A 15,100-nucleotide genomic window follows, 5' to 3' on the forward strand; every position below is an offset into this window, starting at 1 on the left:
AATGCCAATCCTGAAGGACGTCCGGATGCCTGCTGCGACCACCACCGAACTGGAGCGTCTGCTCGATGATGACGTCCCGCATGGCGATCTGACCACCGAGGCGCTCGGCATCGGCGGGCAGGCCGGCGTGATGGAGTTCACGGCGCGCGACCCGATGGTTCTGGCGCTGGTCGACGACGCGGCGGCGATCCTCGGACTATGCGGATGCGAGGTCGAACGGATGGCGATGTCGGGAAGCCGGCTCGCGCCGGGTGCGCCGATCCTCACAGCGCGGGGCGGGGCGGCGGGCCTGCTGCGCGGCTGGAAGGTGGCGCAGACGCTGATCGAGATCTGGTCCGGGGTTGCGACCGCGACGCGCGAGATCGTCGACGCCGCGCGCGCGGTGTCGCCGCACATCGCGGTGGCGTGCACCCGCAAGAACACGCCCGGTACCAAGCGCTTCGCGGTCGCCGCAGTGAAGTCCGGCGGCGCGGTGATGCATCGGCTCGGCCTGTCGGAAACCATTCTGGTGTTCGCCGAGCATCGCGGCTTTCTCGACGAGCCGCTGGCGACGACGGTCGAGCGGTTGCGCCGCGCCGCGCCGGAGAAGAAGCTGGTGACCGAAGTATCGTCGATCGAGGCGGCGCTGGCGGCCGCCGAAGCCGGCTTCGACGTCGTGCAGCTCGAAAAATTCGCGCCCGCCGATGTCGCGACGCTGGCGCAGCGGCTCGCAACGGGTCCGCACCGCCCGGTGATCGCGGCCGCCGGCGGCGTCAATGCGAGCAATGCCGCGGCTTATGCGCAGGCCGGCGCGCAGGTGCTGGTGACGTCGTCGCCCTACATGGCGAAGCCGCGCGATGTGCAGGTGAAGATCAGGCGGGAACAACAAACTAACTAATTGAGGGACAAGCTGCGCCGGGCACGGCCTGCTCCCTCTCCCGCTTGCGGGAGAGGGTTGGGGCGAGGGCGAGCCGAGCACTGACGCTCCGATTCGCGGAGAGCCTTTCCCCCACCCGCCGCGCTCCGCGCGTCGACCTCCCCCGCAAGCGGGAGAGGTTGCGCAGCGGCCGGCGGCGACTTCATTGCGCAACAAGCCTGCTGATAAGATTCACGCTGGATGGTAGCTCGCCGCCCGCTCCGCAATCGTCTCGCGCAGCACGGTCTTCTGAATCTTGCCGTTGGCGTTGCGCGGCAGGGGTTCCGAGCGGATGATGATGCTTTCCGGCACTTTGTAGTCCGACATCCGCGCCGCGCAATACGCGGCGATGTCGCGATCGGTCAGCGTGGTCTTCTGGCTGGTCACCACTATGGCGTTGACGCGTTCGCCGAGCACCGGATCGGGCGTGCCGATGATCGCGGTCTCCAGCACGCCCTCGATGCCGCAGATCACGTTCTCGACCTCGGCCGAGAAGATCTTGAAACCGCCGCGGTTGATCATGTCCTTCTTGCGGTCGAACACGCGGACGAAGCCCTCGGCATCGATCGACCCGATATCGCCGCTGCGCCAGAACCCATTCACGAATTCCTTGGCGTTGGCGTCCGGCCGCTGCCAATAGCGCGGCACCACCATCGGGCCTGCGATCAGCAACTCACCGGGCTCGCCGGGCGCGGCCTCGTTGTCGTCGGCGTCGATCACGCGCACCTGCGCGTAGGGGACCACCTGCCCGACGCTGTCCATGTGATCGCGCCAACAGGCCTGCGGCATGATCGTGGTCGGCGAAGTCGTCTCGGTCGCCCCATAGGCATTGCGCAATTGCAGATTCGGCAGCCGCTTCGCCAGCATCTCGATGGTCGGCACCGGCATCGGCGCGCCGCCGAAGCAGCCGATCCGCCACGCCGAGAGATCGTAGCGCTCGAACTCCGGATGCATCGCCGCCAACGTGTAGATCGCCGGCACCAGGATCGAATAGGTGATCCGCTCGCGGCTCGCGAGCGCTAGAAAATCCGCGGTCTTGTAGGCCTGCCGCATCAGCACGACGCAGCCGCCGGCCGCGAGCGTCGCATACGACACGCCGACGAGACCGGTGACGTGCGACAGCGGCACCGCGACAAGGCCGCGGTCGTGCTCGGTGAGTTCATGCGCGCGCGCGAAGGCGTAAGCCGAGTGCAGGATGCTGAGATGCGTCAGCTCGGCGCCTTTGGGTTTTCCGGTGGTGCCGGAGGTGTAGAGGATCACCGCGGTGTCGTCCTCGTGCATCGCGGCGATCGGCGCGTCCGCGGGCGAGGCCGCGAGCAGATCGTCGAACGGCCGCGCGCCATCCGCATCGCGTGGGGCGTCGCCATGCGCGGCGAAGCGATGCAGCAGCGTCGGCGCCTCTGCCGGCGCCGGAATCTGATCGGCGAGGTCGGCTTCGAACACCAGCACCTTGGCGCCGCTGTTGTTCAGCAGGAATTCCAGCTCGGCGCGGCGCTGCCGCGTTCCGATCGGCACCAGCAGCGCGCCGATCCGGTTGCAGGCGAGCGTACAGGCGAGAAATTCCCAGCAATTGCCGAGAAACAGCGCGACGCGATCGCCGCGCGCGACGCCGAGCCCGGTCAGCGACGCCGCGATCCGGCGCATCTGCGCGTCGAGCTCGCGATAGCTGAGCGTGCGATCGTCGACGATCGCGGGGCGTTCGCCGAACCGCGCGACGAGATCGTCGAACATCGCCGCCAGCGTCGGCGGGCGATCGGCAAAGCACAGCATCGTCCGGTCGCCATAATGGGTTTCGCGGCGCAGCGGTCCACCGATTCCGGAATTGGCCCAGAACTTCATGCGCGTTTCCTCGTTGTCCTGATGGCGCCGCGGTGCGTCCGCGATCTGCCTGGCGCAGGCTCTCTGCTTGCGCCTCGGACAGATTATCCCGGCGGGCGCGCATACCGCCAGTCCGAACCTGCGGATGACAACCCAGGAGCTGCGGCGTCCATCATGGCCGCTGTGACATCGCAGCGTCAGCTTGGCGTCGTATGACAGCGCCATGTCCCGCGTTGCGGAACAACCTGATCGAGGATGCAGCTATGATTTTGACCGAGGTTCAGTGCGAATGCGGCGCGGTCTATCGGTGCGCCGAATCCGAGACGCTCGACGGCGAGCCGGGCCGGCTGCAATGCACCAATTGCGGCCGGATCGTCGAGCAATGGGCGAGCGCTCACAAGCGGGTGTATCGCTGCGTGATCGCGCCGGACCGCGGCTATCCGGAGGTTTCGCCGCCGCCGGCGCCGTGATGCTGCGGTCGCTGCGGTGTCTCGCGCTCTCCTGACGCACGGCCTATAATGCCGGTGCGCGGTTTCATTCAGCGATCCAGAGGTGTGATCTTGCGGGCACCCGTGCTGGCAGCAGGCGGTATCGTTTTGCGACGCGGCGGCGATCCTTTGTTCGCCGTCGTCCGTATGCGCAAGCGCAACGACTGGGTGCTGCCGAAGGGCAAGCTCGACGACGGCGAGACGCCGCGCGACGCCGCCGAGCGCGAGGTGCTCGAAGAAACCGGGCATCTGGTCGAGGTCCACGAATTCATCGGCACGCTCGCCTATGACTCCGGCGGCCGTTCCAAGGTCGTGCACTTCTGGCGGATGGAGGCCGCGCCGGAGCAGACTCATCCGTTGATGAAAGACATCCGCGCGGTCGACTGGCTGCCGCTGGATCAGGCAATCGAGCGGCTGACGCGCGCCAATGAGCGGGCCTTTCTCGCCAATGTCGGCCCGCTGGTGCTCGAAGCCGCGGCCGGCAAGGCGCAGACGCTTTCCCCGCGACCGAACGAGGCGACGCCACCGGTCATCGTGCCGTCGCCGCCGGCGGCGCGCCGAACGGCGCCGATCGACGATGGTCCGATCACCGAACTCGCCGACGCGCCGTCGCTGGCGTTGGAGCAGCCCGGTGAGCTCGAGCCCGACGCGCAGCTCACGATGTTGCAGCGCATCCGGAAGTGGTGGCGCGGCGGCTCGCGCGCCTGAGCGCGTCATTGTCCGCGCGAGTATCAGGCGCGAGGTTTTCGGCGCGTTTTCTTCACGCGAACCGGTTTCCACTTCGCTCGAAAACGCTCTAATCGTCTTCCCCGAATGTCAGCGCGATCCCCGTGATCGTCGCGACGATGCCGAAGGCGAGTGCAGAGGTGACGGCGAAATCGAACGCGCGAAAGCCCGACGGGTCGAGGGTCGCCAGCGCACGACGGATGCCGAAGACCTCGGACCGCGTCGCGATGAAGGCGAAGCCGAGGCCGACGGCGACCCCGATGGTTGCGTGGCTGGCCAGCGCAATCATGCGCGTGATCGCTTTCGGCGACAGTTTTCGGGGCCGGGTCGATGGCTTCTTCGCGCGCATGATAATCGCCTCCTTCGACGAGGCGCCAACGCGTCGCTCCGCGCGCAGTTCCTGCGGGGGGGCGTCCGGCGCGGATCGACATGCGTGACCATTGTGCGGCTGCGAGATACGGCGGGCCTTGCGCTCGGACGCGAAAGCTCCGTCCTCACGCGCGGTGTTGGGGATGACTCCATGATCCCGAAACGTCGAGGCCAGCTTTCGGAAAAGTTCTAGTCGCGCGCGGGGGTGCGCCAGACCGTGTCGCCCCAACTCAGCCGGCGGAACTGCGCATAGGCCGGCTTGTCGCGGCGGGGCGCTGCGGCGTGGACCAGGCCCTGCGGCGTGCAGAGTTTCGCGGTGATCGCGGCCTTGGTCAGCTCCGGCTGCGCCAGCACCCGCGACGGCCGCGGCGGCAACGGCTCACGGGTCAGCGCCAGATAGATGAACTTCTCGTCCTCGTAGGGCACCTCGGCGCCCTTGAGTTGCTGATGCAGCCGCGAGCGCGGCAGCCGCTGCACGAAATGGCACCAGTCCGGCGCCTGCAGCGGACAGGCGTGCTCGTGCGGGCACGGCGCGATCACCTGCGCGCCCTGCGCGATCAGCCGGCTCCGAAGCGCGAGGACGCGGGCGTAGCCGGCCGGCGTGCCGGGCTCGACGATCAGCAGCGTGTCGGTGGTCTTGCGCCACAGTGCGTCAGCGAAACGGTCGCGCTCGGCTTCGCCCAGCTCGTTGATGACGTAGCTCGCGATCACCAGCGCCGCCTCCGGCGCATCGCTCAGCAACTTGCGCGCATCACCGAGCTGGTAGTTCATCGCCGCGATGCGGCTGCCCTGCGCCAGCGTCAGCGCCAGATCGCGCAGCGCGCGGTTGGCGTCGAGCAGGGTGAAGGCTTGCAGCGTGTCGAAGGCCTGCGCCGCCGCCCAGCTTGCGGTGCCGGGTCCGGCGCCGACGTCGAGCAGCGCCGTAGGCGCGAAGTCCGGGCGGAATTCCAGCAGCGCATTCAGGCTTGCCGCGACCGCCGCATAGGTCGCCGGCATCCGCGCGCCCGCATAGGCCAGCGCATCGGTCTCCGTCCTGATCGGCGACGAGTTTCCGCCGTCCCGATAGGTCTGCGATATCGCGCCCGCCCGCGCCGCCGCATCGCCGCGCGACAGCCCGTGCGAATGCTGCTCCAGCGCGGCCTTCAACGCAGCGGGGAGGGACGGGGGGATCATGGCTTACCCTCCCCCTCAAGGGGAGGGTGAAGAGGGCCAGGTGCAAGAGACCAAGATATTCCATCGACGATCGCCTCACCCCTGAGAGGGGAGGGTGAGATCATGCCACGTTCTGGTCCAAAATCCCGACGGCGCCTTCGAGGTCGACGGAGACGAGCTGCGACACGCCGCGCTCGGCCATGGTGACGCCGAACAGCCGGTTCATCCGCGCCATCGTGATCGGATTATGCGTGATGATGATGAAACGCGTCTCGGTGGTCGCGGTCATCTCGTTCAAGAGGTCGCAGAACCGTTCGACGTTGTGGTCGTCGAGCGGCGCGTCGACTTCGTCCAGCACGCAGATCGGCGACGGGTTGGTGAGGAACACCGCGAAGATCAGCGCCATCGCGGTCAGCGCCTGCTCGCCGCCCGACAGCAGCGACAGCGATTGCGGCTTCTTGCCCGGCGGCTTGGCGATGATTTCGAGGCCGGCCTCGAGCGGGTCGTCGCTTTCGATCAGCTTCAGCTCGGCCTCGCCGCCGCCGAACAGAGTGGTGAACAGCCGCTTGAAGTGGCCGTTGACGACCTCGAACGACGCCAGAAGCCGCTCGCGCGCTTCCTTGTTCAGGCTCTGGATGCCGGTGCGCAGTTTCTTGATCGCCTCGACCAGATCGTCGCGCTCGGCGGCGAGCGAGCCGTGCTGGGTCTCGACCTCGTTCAGTTCTTCTTCGGCGCGCAGATTGACCGCGCCGAGCCGCTCGCGGTCGCGACGCAGCTTTTCGAGATTGTCCTCGATCTCGGCCAGCGCCGGCAGCTCGACGCCTTCCTGGACCTCGGCGAGCGAGGCGGCGGCCTGCGGCTCGACCTCGAGCATGTCGCGGATCTCGCGCTCGACGTCCTCGAGCCTTCGGCGGGCCGCTTCCATCCGCTCCTCGGCGCGGGCGCAGGCCTCGCGCGCGCTGGACAGATGTTCGAGCGTCGCCTTGGCCGAGCGATCGGTGTCGGCCATCGCCTGTTCGGCGGTGGCGAGCGCGTCGGCGGCGGCGCGGCGGTCGGTCTCGGCGTATTCGATTTCGGTGATCACCGCGCTGCGCTTCTCGGCGAACACCGCGGGCGCATTGTCGAGCTCGGCGCGCTCGGCGGTCAGCTCGGCGAGGCGCTCTTCGACGGTCGCGATCTGCGACGCCGCGCTCTGCTTGCGCTTGTTCCATTCGTGGCGCTCGGCGACGATCGCCTGCAGCCGCTTGTCGGCGAGTTCGGCCTCGCGCGCCAGCGCCTGCGCTTCGGCGCGAACCTGGGCGGCGTTGCGGCGATGGTTCTCGATATCGTTGCGGACGGCGGCGAGCCGCTGCTCGGAATCGTCGTTCGGCGCCAGCTCGGCCAGCGCGTTCTCCGCGGTCTCGTAGGCCATTTCCGCCTCGAGGCGGTCGGCGGCAAGGCGAGACTGCGCCTCGGTCAGCGCCGAGCGGCGCGCGGCGTGGCGGTTGATCTCGCGTTCGGCGGCGGCATGGCGCTCGCGCGCGGCATCGACCTCGCGGCGGGCGCCGCGCAAGCTCTCGCGCGCGGCGGTTTCGGCCGCGGCGGCGTTGCGCAGCTCGGCCTCGGCCATCTCCAGCGCTTCGCGCTTGGCGGCGGCGTCGATCCGCGCCTGTTCGAGGTCGTTCTCGATGTCGACCAGGCGGGCGCGTTCGGCGAGGCGGCGCGCCGCGCCGGTCGGCGCGTGCGCCGAGGCGACGAAGCCGTCCCAGCGCCAGACGTCGCCGTCGAGCGACACCAGCCGCTGGCCGGTCTTGAGCTGCCCGACCAGTTCGGCGCCGCGCTCCTTGGCGACCACGCCGATCTGCGCGAGGCGGCGCTTGAGCTCCGGCGGCGCATTGACGTGCTGGCTCAGCGCTTCGACGCCCTCGGGCAGGGCCGGATCGTCGGCCTGCACGCCGACATCGGTCCAGCGCATCGGCGCGCTCGGATCGACCGGCGCGTCGAGATCGTCGCCCAGCACCGCGCCGATCGCTTTCTCGTAGCCCTTGGCGACGGTGATGCCGTCGATGATCGGCGGCCACAGATTCTTGGTCTCGCCGTTGAGGATCTTGGAGATCGTCTTGGCTTCGGTTTCGAGCCGCTGCACCCGCTTGTCGGCCTCGGTCAGCGGCGCGCGCGAGCCGTCCAGCTTCTGTCGGGCGCTGATATGCGCGGCCTCGGCGTTCTGCACCGAGGATTCGAGTTCGGCCAGCGTCTCCTGCGCCATCGCCACCGCTTCGGCCAGCTCGTCGACATCGCCGGCGCCGCTGGTTTCCCGGGTGAGCTTGTCGACTTCGGCTTCGACGTTGCGGATGTCGTTGTCGAGCCGCGCCAGCCGGTCGCGATGGCTGCGCACCGCCTGTTCGAACTGATTGCGCCGCGCGGTGAGCTGCGCGAGCTGGGTGGTGAGTTCGGCGAACAGCCGCTCGGCCTCGCCGAGCGCTTCCTCGGCCAGGCCGACGCGCTCGTCGACGCCGCTGCGCTTCTCGACCCGCTCCATGATCTCTTCGCGCAGCTCGATATCTTCGGTTTCGAGCCGCTCCAAAGCGGCGTCGGCGTCGATCGACTGGCGCTGCTCGCGCTCGACGTCGGCCGAGAACTGCGTCAGCCGGCGCTCCAGCTCGGCGACGCGCTCCTTGGCGCGGGCTTCCTCGCGGTCGAGCAATTCGCGGGCGTTGATCAGCCGCTGCAGACCGGCGGCGGCGCGGGCCTCGGCCTCGCGCAGGCCGGGCAATTCGGAGGCGCGGTCGGCCTGGATGCGGGCGGCCTCGGCCTGCTCGCGGGTGCGTTCGGCGAGTTCGCGCACGCCGAGATCGTGCACCTGCGCGGCGGCGCCGACTTCGGACTGCGCGTCGCGCCAGCGCAGATGATACAGCATCGCCTCGGTCTTGCGGACCTTGGCGGCGACGTCCCGGAAGCGGATCGCCTGTCGGGCCTGCTTCTTCAGCCCGTCGACCTGGGTCGACAATTGGCCGATCACGTCCTCGACGCGGGTGAGATTGGTTTCGGCCGCCTTCAGCCGCAGCTCGGCCTCGTGGCGGCGGGCGTGCAGGCCGGCGACGCCGGCGGCGTCTTCCAGCACGCGGCGGCGCTGCTCGGGCTTGGCCTGAATGATTTCGCCGATCTTGCCCTGGTGGACCAGCGCCGGCGAGCGCGCGCCGGTGGCGGCGTCGGCGAACAGCAGCTGCACGTCGCGGGCGCGCACTTCGCGACCGTTGATGCGATATTGCGAGCCGGCCTCGCGCTCGATCCGGCGGGAGATTTCGAGAATCTCGGAATCGTTCATCGCCGCCGGCGCGGTGCGATCGGAATTGTCGATCGACATCACCACTTCGGCGTGGTTGCGCGACGGCCGGTTGCCCGAGCCCGCAAAGATCACCGCGTCCATGTCGGCGGCGCGCAGCGATTTGTGCGAGGTCTCGCCCATCGCCCAGCGCAGCGCCTCGACCAGATTGGACTTGCCGCAGCCATTCGGCCCGACCACGCCGGTCAGACCCGGCTCGATCATGAAATCGGTGGGCTCGACAAACGACTTGAAGCCGTGAAGGCGGAGACGCGTGAGTTTCATCTGGTCCGATGCTCGTTTGGCCGCAATTCGGACGGCGCTGGCGAATCTCTCAAGCCGGACAATACCATACAGGGTATCGCGGCGGTGCGATTCGCTCGCAGCCGGCGGCGTCATTAGCCGGCGACAATGGCCGCCCCGACCGGGCACGGCAACCGCGGAACCGGGCTTTTCCACGGGGGGATTTGCGGGAAAGGCGCGAGAAAGCTGGGGATTTCGGGTTGGAGCGCAGTCCGAGCGGGAACGGCGGCCTTCTGGCGGAACCCCGGACTCATTCCACTCATCGCGACCTGGTCAACGTGCGCCTCGAGGAATGTATCATGGGATGATACATTCCTCGCATGATCAGGAACTTCGAGGACGTCCTGATGCGAGCCGCCTTCGAGGGTGAGGCCCGCAAGGGCGATCGGCAAGGGCAGCAGTCCATCCGCGTGAATGATCAGTTTCGAATTTGCTTCGTTTGGACCACGGACGGCGCAAGCGAGGTCGGGTTCACCGACTATCACTGATAACCGGCCGATTGTGGCCGCCAGAGAGGAGCAGCCGTGGCGAGCACAAATCTTCCGCCCATGCATCCCGGGGAAGTTCTCCGCGAGGGGTTTCTGGTGCCGCTCGACATGTCGTCCGGCGCGCTGGCGAAGGTCTGCGGCGTGCCGCGCACGCGGATCGAGCGGCTGGCGAATGAGCAGACCAGCGTGACCGCCGACACCGCGCTGCGACTGGCGAAAGCGTTCGGCACGACGGCGGAGTTCTGGCTCAATCTGCAGAACGCGTTCGATATGCGAACGGCGAAAACGCGGATCGCGGGCGATCTCGCGAAGATCAAGCCGGTGATCGAGAGCGCGGCGTGACTACGGACGAGTAGCATCGCCTCTCGTTCGTCATTCCGGGGCGCTCACGCAGTGAGCGAACCCGGAATCCATATCCCCTGGACTCGCGGTGAAGCGCAGCGTCCGCACCATCGTGCTCCATCGCCGAGCGCGGTTATGGATTCCGGGCTCGCGCTGAGCGCGCCCCGGAATGACGGAGGCGAGAGGTTTTTCGGGGCGATTATCAGCCACAATGCGCGGTCACGTCAGACCAGGTCGATCCGCGCATGATGCCCGGCGGCTGCGGCGAGGCGTTTGTCGCGCGTGAGTAGCTGGGCGTCGAGCGCTTCGGCCAGCGCCACATAGGCGGCGGCGAGATGATGGGCCCCGCAGGGCGTCAATGCGTGGCGCTGGTCGAGAACGCGTTGACGATCACGACGCCGGTCAGGATGAAGCCGATGCCGATGATCGCGGCGAGATCGAGCGTCTGCCGGAACGCGATATAGCCGACCGTCGAAATCAGCACGATGCCGAGCCCGCTCCAGATCGCGTAGGCGATTCCGACCGGCATCGTCTTCAGCGCATGTGACAGCAAATAGAACGACAGCACGTAGCAGACGGTGGTGCCGACGCTCGGCCATGGCTTGGTGAATTGCTGCGACTGCGCCAGCAGCGCGGTGCCGATCGTCTCCAGCAAGATGGCGCAGCCGAGCGCGGCGTAGCTCACAGCGATCGGCGACATGTCGGGTTCAGACTTTGACAGCATCCCGCTCCGCGGCGTTCGGTGCGGTCCGCGGAGACGGGAGAGGGCGTGATCAGCTCTTCAGCAGCGGGTCGATGCGCTTGGCGAATTCCTCCAGCGAGGTTTCGCCCTTCAGCATTTCGCCGTTGATGAAGAAGCTCGGGGTCGAGTTCACCTTCAGCACTTCGTTGGCGTATTTCTGGTCGGCGGCGATCTTGTCGAGGAGCGCCTGGTCCTTGAGGCAGGCTTCGACTTCCGCGCCGCTGAGGCCGGCCTGCTTGCCGATCCGCTTGAGCTGCTCGGTAGTGTCCTTCAGAACCCAGTCGGCCTGGCTCTTGAACAGCAGGTCGGTGACCGCGAGGTACTTCTGCGCGTCGTCCTTGGCGATGCAGCGCGTCAGCATCGAGCCGGCCGCGGCCTTGATGTCGAGCGGGAATTCGCGGAACACGTAGCGGACCTTGCCGGTGTCGATATAGGCCGCCTTCAGCTTCGGAAACACCTGCTCGTTGAAGGTCGCGCAATGCGAGCAGGTCAACGAGGCGTATTCGGTGATGGTGACGGCGGCGTCCTTGGGGCCGATCGCCATGTCCGGCAGCGACATCGGCTTGGCGACATCGGCGGCGGTCACGGCCTTGCCGCCCTGGGCCAAGGCGTCGTCGATCAGGCGGAACGGCGACACTCCGGCGAAGGCGGCGAGGCCGGTCAGCGACAGGGCGGCAGTAAAGGTGCGGCGCGTGATCATCAGCGAGGTGCTCCAACGCGGCGGTCGCGCCGCTCAGGCGAGGGTCAGCGGCGCGTCCGCCGCATAATGTCGTCGTTCGCTAGCTTGAAACCGCAATTGTGGCAATGCCGGGCCGAAACAGCGCCGCCGGCTTCAGCCTCAATTCCGCTTGATCGTGGCACCGAGCCGGGCCAGCGCGTTGCGCAGGCTGTCGTCCTCGACGGCATCGAGGCTGGCGGCGAGTTTGGCCACGGCAGCTTCATCCGGCGGCTTCGGCGCGGGCTTGCGCGGCCGGCGCGACAGCGGCGCCTGGCGCAGCGCCAGCCGGCCGACCGCATTCCAGCCGAAGAACCGGTTCACCCGCTGCAGGATCTGGTCGGAGGAATGCTGGATCTCCAGCGCCATCGGCCCTTCGACCCGCAGCACCAGCGTCGCCGGCTCCTGCGGCTGGCCCTCGACCGGACGCGGCCATTGCATCTTCAACGGCTCGCAATGCGCGGCGATCTGCGCGCCGGCGATCTCCGGCCAGCGGGTGACGAGTTCCCGCGCGGCAAAGCCCTGCTTGGCGAACGCCTCGTTGAGCGTCGCGCCGAGCAGGCCCGCCAGCGGTTTGGCGCTGATCGGGCCGGGCTTGTAGATGGGACCGGGCTTGCTCATGGGAGGATGCTTTGCGACGATGAGAGCCATGAGTCTAGCAGGCGCGGCGCCGCGGCGGAAACAATCCCCGGTCATCACAGCAAGCGAACCCACCGGCCCCGATCGCGGGGAGCGGCCGGCGGCGCTGCTCGCCTGGTATGATCGCCACCGCCGCATTCTGCCCTGGCGGCCGCCCGCCGGCGTCCCGGCCGACCCATATGCGGTGTGGCTGTCGGAAATCATGCTGCAGCAAACCACCGTCCGCGCGGTCGGGCCGTATTTCGAGAAGTTCATGGCGCGCTGGCCGAGCGTGAAGGCGCTGGGCGCGGCCTCGCTCGACGACGTGCTGCGGATGTGGGCCGGGCTCGGCTATTACTCGCGCGCCCGCAATCTGCACGCTTGCGCGGTCGCGGTGACACGCAACCATGGCGGCGCGTTTCCGGACACCGAACAAGGCCTGCGCGCGCTGCCGGGCGTTGGTCCCTATACGGCGGCGGCGATCGCGGCGATCGCTTTCGGCCGCCAGACCATGCCGGTCGACGGCAATATCGAGCGCGTGGTGTCACGGCTCCATGCGGTCGAGGAGGAATTGCCGAAGGCGAAGCCGCGCATTCAAGAACTCGCGGCGACGCTGCTCGGACCAGAGCGTGCCGGCGACAGCGCGCAGGCGCTGATGGATCTCGGCGCCACCATCTGTACGCCGAAGAAGCCGGCCTGCGCGCTATGCCCTTTCAACGACGGCTGCGTCGCGCGGCTGCGCGGCGACGCCGAGACGTTTCCGCGAAAAGCGCCGAAGAAGACCGGTGCGCTGCGCCGCGGCGCCGCCTTCGTGGTGACGCGCGGCGATCAGCTGCTGCTCCGCAGCCGCGCGGCGAAAGGCCTGCTCGGCGGCATGACCGAAGTGCCGAATTCCGACTGGCTCGCCGATCAGGACGATGCTGTCGCGCGCGCGCAGGCGCCGGCTCTGAAAGGCGTCACGCGCTGGCAGCGCAAGGCGGGCGTCGTCACCCACGTGTTCACGCACTTCCCGCTGGAGTTGGTAGTCTACACCACGCAGGCGCCGGCCGGAACGCGCGCGCCGGCGGGGATGCGTTGGGCAGAGGTCGCGACGCTCGCCGACGAAGCCCTGCCCAATCTGATGCGCAAGGTGATCGCCCATGCGCTGGACTAATCCCCGGTTTTTGATTCCGTAGTATCACGGGGGACCAGCTTTGAGCGGTTCCGGCGGAGATCATTTAAGTCAAACTTAATTGGGCCGATCCTAACGACATTGTTAAGTCAACCGTCTGGGACAAGCGATGGCCTCAAAAATTCTTCCTACCGGCAAGGAAGTCATCTTTCCCGCGAGGGAACTGATCGTCTCGAAAACCGACCTCAAGGGGCGCATCACCTACGCCAACCGGACGTTCTGCCGGATCGCCGGCTACACCGAAGCCGAGCTGCTCGGCCAGCCGCACAGCATCATCCGCCACCCCGATATGCCGCGCGCGGTGTTCCGTCTGATCTGGGAGACGATCGCCGCCGGCCAGGAAATCTTCGGCTACGTGACGAACATGGCGCGATCCGGCGACCACTACTGGGTGTTCGCGCATGTTACGCCGTCGTTCGACAATAGCGGCAAGATCATCGGCTATCATTCCAACCGCCGCGCGCCGGATCGCGGCGTGATCGAAACTGCGATCGTCCCGCTTTATGCCGAGGTGCTACGGATCGAGCAGAGCCACGCCAACGGCAAGGATGCGGTCGAGGCCGGATACCAGGCGCTGGTGGATTTCGTCGCTTCCAAGAAGGTCAGCTATGACGAACTTATGTTCGCTCTCCAAAGCGCAGCTTAATCTCGCCGTCATCATCGTCGCCTCCACGATCGCGCTGGCGCTCGCGGTGATGGAGTATCGCGTCGCGGCGCTGACGATCCAGTCAGTCGCGATCGTGGCGACGGCTCTCGCGCTGTATCGCATGGTCCAGACGACGCGGCTGATCCAGTCGGCGCGTGACGTCTGCCAGCGCATTGCCGCCGGCGACTTCGAGGCGCGAATCCTCGAGATTCCCGACAATGGCCGCACCGGCGATCTGTTGCGGGCGATCAACGACGCGATCGACGGCTGCGACGCTTTCGTGCGCGAGGCCACCGCGGCGATGAATGCCGTGCAGCAGCGCCGCTATTTCCGCCGGATCCTGCCGGGCGGCCTGCATGGCGCGTTGCTGCGCGGCACCACCACCATCAATGGCGCGACCGAAAGCATCGAGGCGCGGATCCGCAGTTTCGAGCAGCATGCGGCGCGGCTCGAGGGCGCGGTGAGCAACGTGGTCGGCTCCCTCGACAAGGATTCGAGCGGGATGCGCGACACCGCGGGCAATCTGGCCAACGGCGCATCGACCACCCGCCAGAGCCTCACCGCGGTCGCGGCGGCTTCCGAACAGGCCAGCGGCAACATGCGATCGGTCGCGAGCGCCACGGCCGGATTGTCGTCCAGCGCCCGCGCCGTCGGCGTCGACATCGGACGGTCGTCCGAAATCGTCAGCCGTGCTGTGGCGAGGGTGTCGGAAGCATCTTCCAACGTCGCCGAACTGCGCGAGGTCGCCGATCGCATCAGTCAGGTCGTCAGGTCGATCGAGGTGATCGCTCGCCAGACCAATCTGCTGGCGCTCAACGCCACAATCGAGGCGGCGCGCGCCGGCGAGGCAGGCCGCGGCTTCGCCGTGGTCGCCCACGAGGTCAAGTCGCTCGCCGAACAGACGGCGCAGTTCACCGGTGAGATCGAAGCGCAGGTCGACCACGTTCACGGCGCTGCGGACGCGGTGAGCAAGTCTATCGGCGAAATTGGCGCTGTGATGACGGAAGTCGTCGGCATCACTGGAACCGTCGCCGAAGCCGTCGAGGCGCAGTCGGTGGCGACCGCACAGATCGCGCAGAATATCGAACAGGCTTTCACCGTGGTCAGTGAGATCACGAGCAGCATCCAGACGGTCACCGCCACCGCGCGCGAGACCGAGACCTACGCCGCTGCGACGATGACGACGTCCGGTCATCTGGCGTCGCAATCGGAAGTGCTTGCGCACCAGATCCGCGACTATCTCGACCAGGTGCGCAAGGATCTTGTGGAACAGAACGCGGCCTGACAGCAACGCGCCGGGTGACGTCGCAACCAAAAAGATCGGGA

The 15,100-nt window shown here is 67.6% G+C and carries 15 protein-coding genes; 7 read left to right on the top strand and 8 right to left on the bottom strand.

The genetic code is table 11. The annotated features are described in order from the left end of the window. The first annotated feature begins 25 nt into the window (after nucleotides 1-25). Nucleotides 26-877 (top strand): ModD protein, encoded by an 852-nt coding sequence (gene modD, locus BMY71_RS04340; protein ID WP_092682447.1) that lies wholly within the window; start codon nucleotides 26-28, stop codon nucleotides 875-877. A gap of 210 nt (nucleotides 878-1,087) precedes the next feature. On the opposite strand, the gene BMY71_RS04345 is transcribed toward modD, so the two are convergent. Beyond that, entirely contained in the window at nucleotides 1,088-2,734 is a 1,647-nt protein-coding gene (locus tag BMY71_RS04345) for a class I adenylate-forming enzyme family protein (RefSeq protein WP_092682449.1), read from the bottom strand. Nucleotides 2,735-2,976: 242 nt separating this feature from the next. On the opposite strand from BMY71_RS04345, the gene BMY71_RS04350 reads away from it, so the two are divergent. After that, on the top strand, nucleotides 2,977-3,183 hold the full coding sequence (locus tag BMY71_RS04350; RefSeq protein ID WP_011501612.1) for a hypothetical protein: 207 nt from the start codon (nucleotides 2,977-2,979) through the stop codon (nucleotides 3,181-3,183). A gap of 87 nt (nucleotides 3,184-3,270) precedes the next feature. Continuing rightward, nucleotides 3,271-3,909 carry an NUDIX hydrolase gene (locus tag BMY71_RS04355; RefSeq protein WP_244525990.1) on the top strand — a complete coding sequence of 213 codons (639 nt, stop codon included), beginning with the start codon at nucleotides 3,271-3,273 and terminating at the stop codon, nucleotides 3,907-3,909. Nucleotides 3,910-3,997: 88 nt separating this feature from the next. Here BMY71_RS04355 and BMY71_RS04360 read toward each other — a convergent pair whose 3' ends face one another. The 3 genes from BMY71_RS04360 to smc form a co-directional block, all read right to left on the bottom strand. Then, nucleotides 3,998-4,276, bottom strand: a complete 279-nt coding sequence (locus tag BMY71_RS04360) for a hypothetical protein (protein WP_092681994.1) — start codon at nucleotides 4,274-4,276, stop codon at nucleotides 3,998-4,000. A gap of 209 nt (nucleotides 4,277-4,485) precedes the next feature. Further along, entirely contained in the window at nucleotides 4,486-5,469 is a 984-nt protein-coding gene (locus tag BMY71_RS04365) for a small ribosomal subunit Rsm22 family protein (RefSeq protein ID WP_092681996.1), read from the bottom strand. A gap of 100 nt (nucleotides 5,470-5,569) precedes the next feature. Beyond that, entirely contained in the window at nucleotides 5,570-9,034 is a 3,465-nt protein-coding gene (smc, locus tag BMY71_RS04370) for a chromosome segregation protein SMC (protein WP_092681998.1), read from the bottom strand. Nucleotides 9,035-9,600: 566 nt separating this feature from the next. Between smc and BMY71_RS04375 the strand changes: the two genes are divergently transcribed. Continuing rightward, nucleotides 9,601-9,882 (top strand): HigA family addiction module antitoxin, encoded by a 282-nt coding sequence (locus BMY71_RS04375; protein WP_092682000.1) that lies wholly within the window; start codon nucleotides 9,601-9,603, stop codon nucleotides 9,880-9,882. 224 nt (nucleotides 9,883-10,106) lie between these two features. Here the strand turns inward: BMY71_RS04375 and BMY71_RS25410 are convergent, their stop codons facing one another. From BMY71_RS25410 to BMY71_RS04395, 4 genes are all read right to left on the bottom strand, one after another. Continuing rightward, nucleotides 10,107-10,241, bottom strand: a complete 135-nt coding sequence (locus BMY71_RS25410; protein WP_283804808.1) for a hypothetical protein — start codon at nucleotides 10,239-10,241, stop codon at nucleotides 10,107-10,109. Then, complete coding sequence (locus BMY71_RS04385) at nucleotides 10,238-10,582, bottom strand: DMT family transporter (RefSeq protein WP_139202596.1); 345 nt, start codon at nucleotides 10,580-10,582, stop codon at nucleotides 10,238-10,240. Before BMY71_RS04385 ends, BMY71_RS25410 begins: the two co-directional genes overlap by 4 nt. A 73-nt stretch (nucleotides 10,583-10,655) precedes the next feature. Beyond that, nucleotides 10,656-11,327: a DsbA family protein gene (locus BMY71_RS04390; protein ID WP_210185055.1), complete on the bottom strand. Its 672-nt coding sequence runs from the start codon at nucleotides 11,325-11,327 to the stop codon at nucleotides 10,656-10,658. Nucleotides 11,328-11,462: 135 nt separating this feature from the next. Continuing rightward, nucleotides 11,463-11,942: a DUF721 domain-containing protein gene (locus BMY71_RS04395; RefSeq protein ID WP_041805720.1), complete on the bottom strand. Its 480-nt coding sequence runs from the start codon at nucleotides 11,940-11,942 to the stop codon at nucleotides 11,463-11,465. A 46-nt stretch (nucleotides 11,943-11,988) separates the two neighbouring features. Between BMY71_RS04395 and mutY the strand changes: the two genes are divergently transcribed. The 3 genes from mutY (at nucleotide 11,989) to BMY71_RS04410 (ending at nucleotide 15,059) form a co-directional block, all read left to right on the top strand. Then, nucleotides 11,989-13,110, top strand: a complete 1,122-nt coding sequence (gene mutY, locus BMY71_RS04400) for an A/G-specific adenine glycosylase (RefSeq protein ID WP_092682006.1) — start codon at nucleotides 11,989-11,991, stop codon at nucleotides 13,108-13,110. A gap of 127 nt (nucleotides 13,111-13,237) precedes the next feature. Continuing rightward, nucleotides 13,238-13,774, top strand: a complete 537-nt coding sequence (locus tag BMY71_RS04405) for a PAS domain-containing protein (protein ID WP_092682008.1) — start codon at nucleotides 13,238-13,240, stop codon at nucleotides 13,772-13,774. Continuing rightward, nucleotides 13,737-15,059: a methyl-accepting chemotaxis protein gene (locus BMY71_RS04410; protein ID WP_092682010.1), complete on the top strand. Its 1,323-nt coding sequence runs from the start codon at nucleotides 13,737-13,739 to the stop codon at nucleotides 15,057-15,059. The genes BMY71_RS04405 and BMY71_RS04410 overlap by 38 nt, the downstream gene beginning before the upstream one ends. Nucleotides 15,060-15,100: the final 41 nt, after the last annotated feature.

The sequence above is a fragment of the Rhodopseudomonas pseudopalustris genome (assembly GCF_900110435.1).
GTDB classification, from domain to species: Bacteria; Pseudomonadota; Alphaproteobacteria; order Rhizobiales; family Xanthobacteraceae; genus Rhodopseudomonas; species Rhodopseudomonas pseudopalustris.

Coding starts and splice junctions, on each gene's coding strand:
- BMY71_RS04410 (WP_092682010.1), top strand. CDS start 13,737: ATGACGAACTTATGTTCGCTCTCCAAAGCGCAGCTTAATCTCGCCGTC.
- BMY71_RS04345 (WP_092682449.1), bottom strand. CDS start 2,734: ATGAAGTTCTGGGCCAATTCCGGAATCGGTGGACCGCTGCGCCGCGAA.
- modD (WP_092682447.1), top strand. CDS start 26: ATGCCTGCTGCGACCACCACCGAACTGGAGCGTCTGCTCGATGATGAC.
- BMY71_RS04360 (WP_092681994.1), bottom strand. CDS start 4,276: ATGCGCGCGAAGAAGCCATCGACCCGGCCCCGAAAACTGTCGCCGAAA.
- BMY71_RS04365 (WP_092681996.1), bottom strand. CDS start 5,469: ATGATCCCCCCGTCCCTCCCCGCTGCGTTGAAGGCCGCGCTGGAGCAG.
- BMY71_RS04350 (WP_011501612.1), top strand. CDS start 2,977: ATGATTTTGACCGAGGTTCAGTGCGAATGCGGCGCGGTCTATCGGTGC.
- BMY71_RS04405 (WP_092682008.1), top strand. CDS start 13,238: ATGGCCTCAAAAATTCTTCCTACCGGCAAGGAAGTCATCTTTCCCGCG.
- BMY71_RS04375 (WP_092682000.1), top strand. CDS start 9,601: ATGCATCCCGGGGAAGTTCTCCGCGAGGGGTTTCTGGTGCCGCTCGAC.
- smc (WP_092681998.1), bottom strand. CDS start 9,034: ATGAAACTCACGCGTCTCCGCCTTCACGGCTTCAAGTCGTTTGTCGAG.
- mutY (WP_092682006.1), top strand. CDS start 11,989: ATGAGTCTAGCAGGCGCGGCGCCGCGGCGGAAACAATCCCCGGTCATC.
- BMY71_RS04385 (WP_139202596.1), bottom strand. CDS start 10,582: ATGTCGCCGATCGCTGTGAGCTACGCCGCGCTCGGCTGCGCCATCTTG.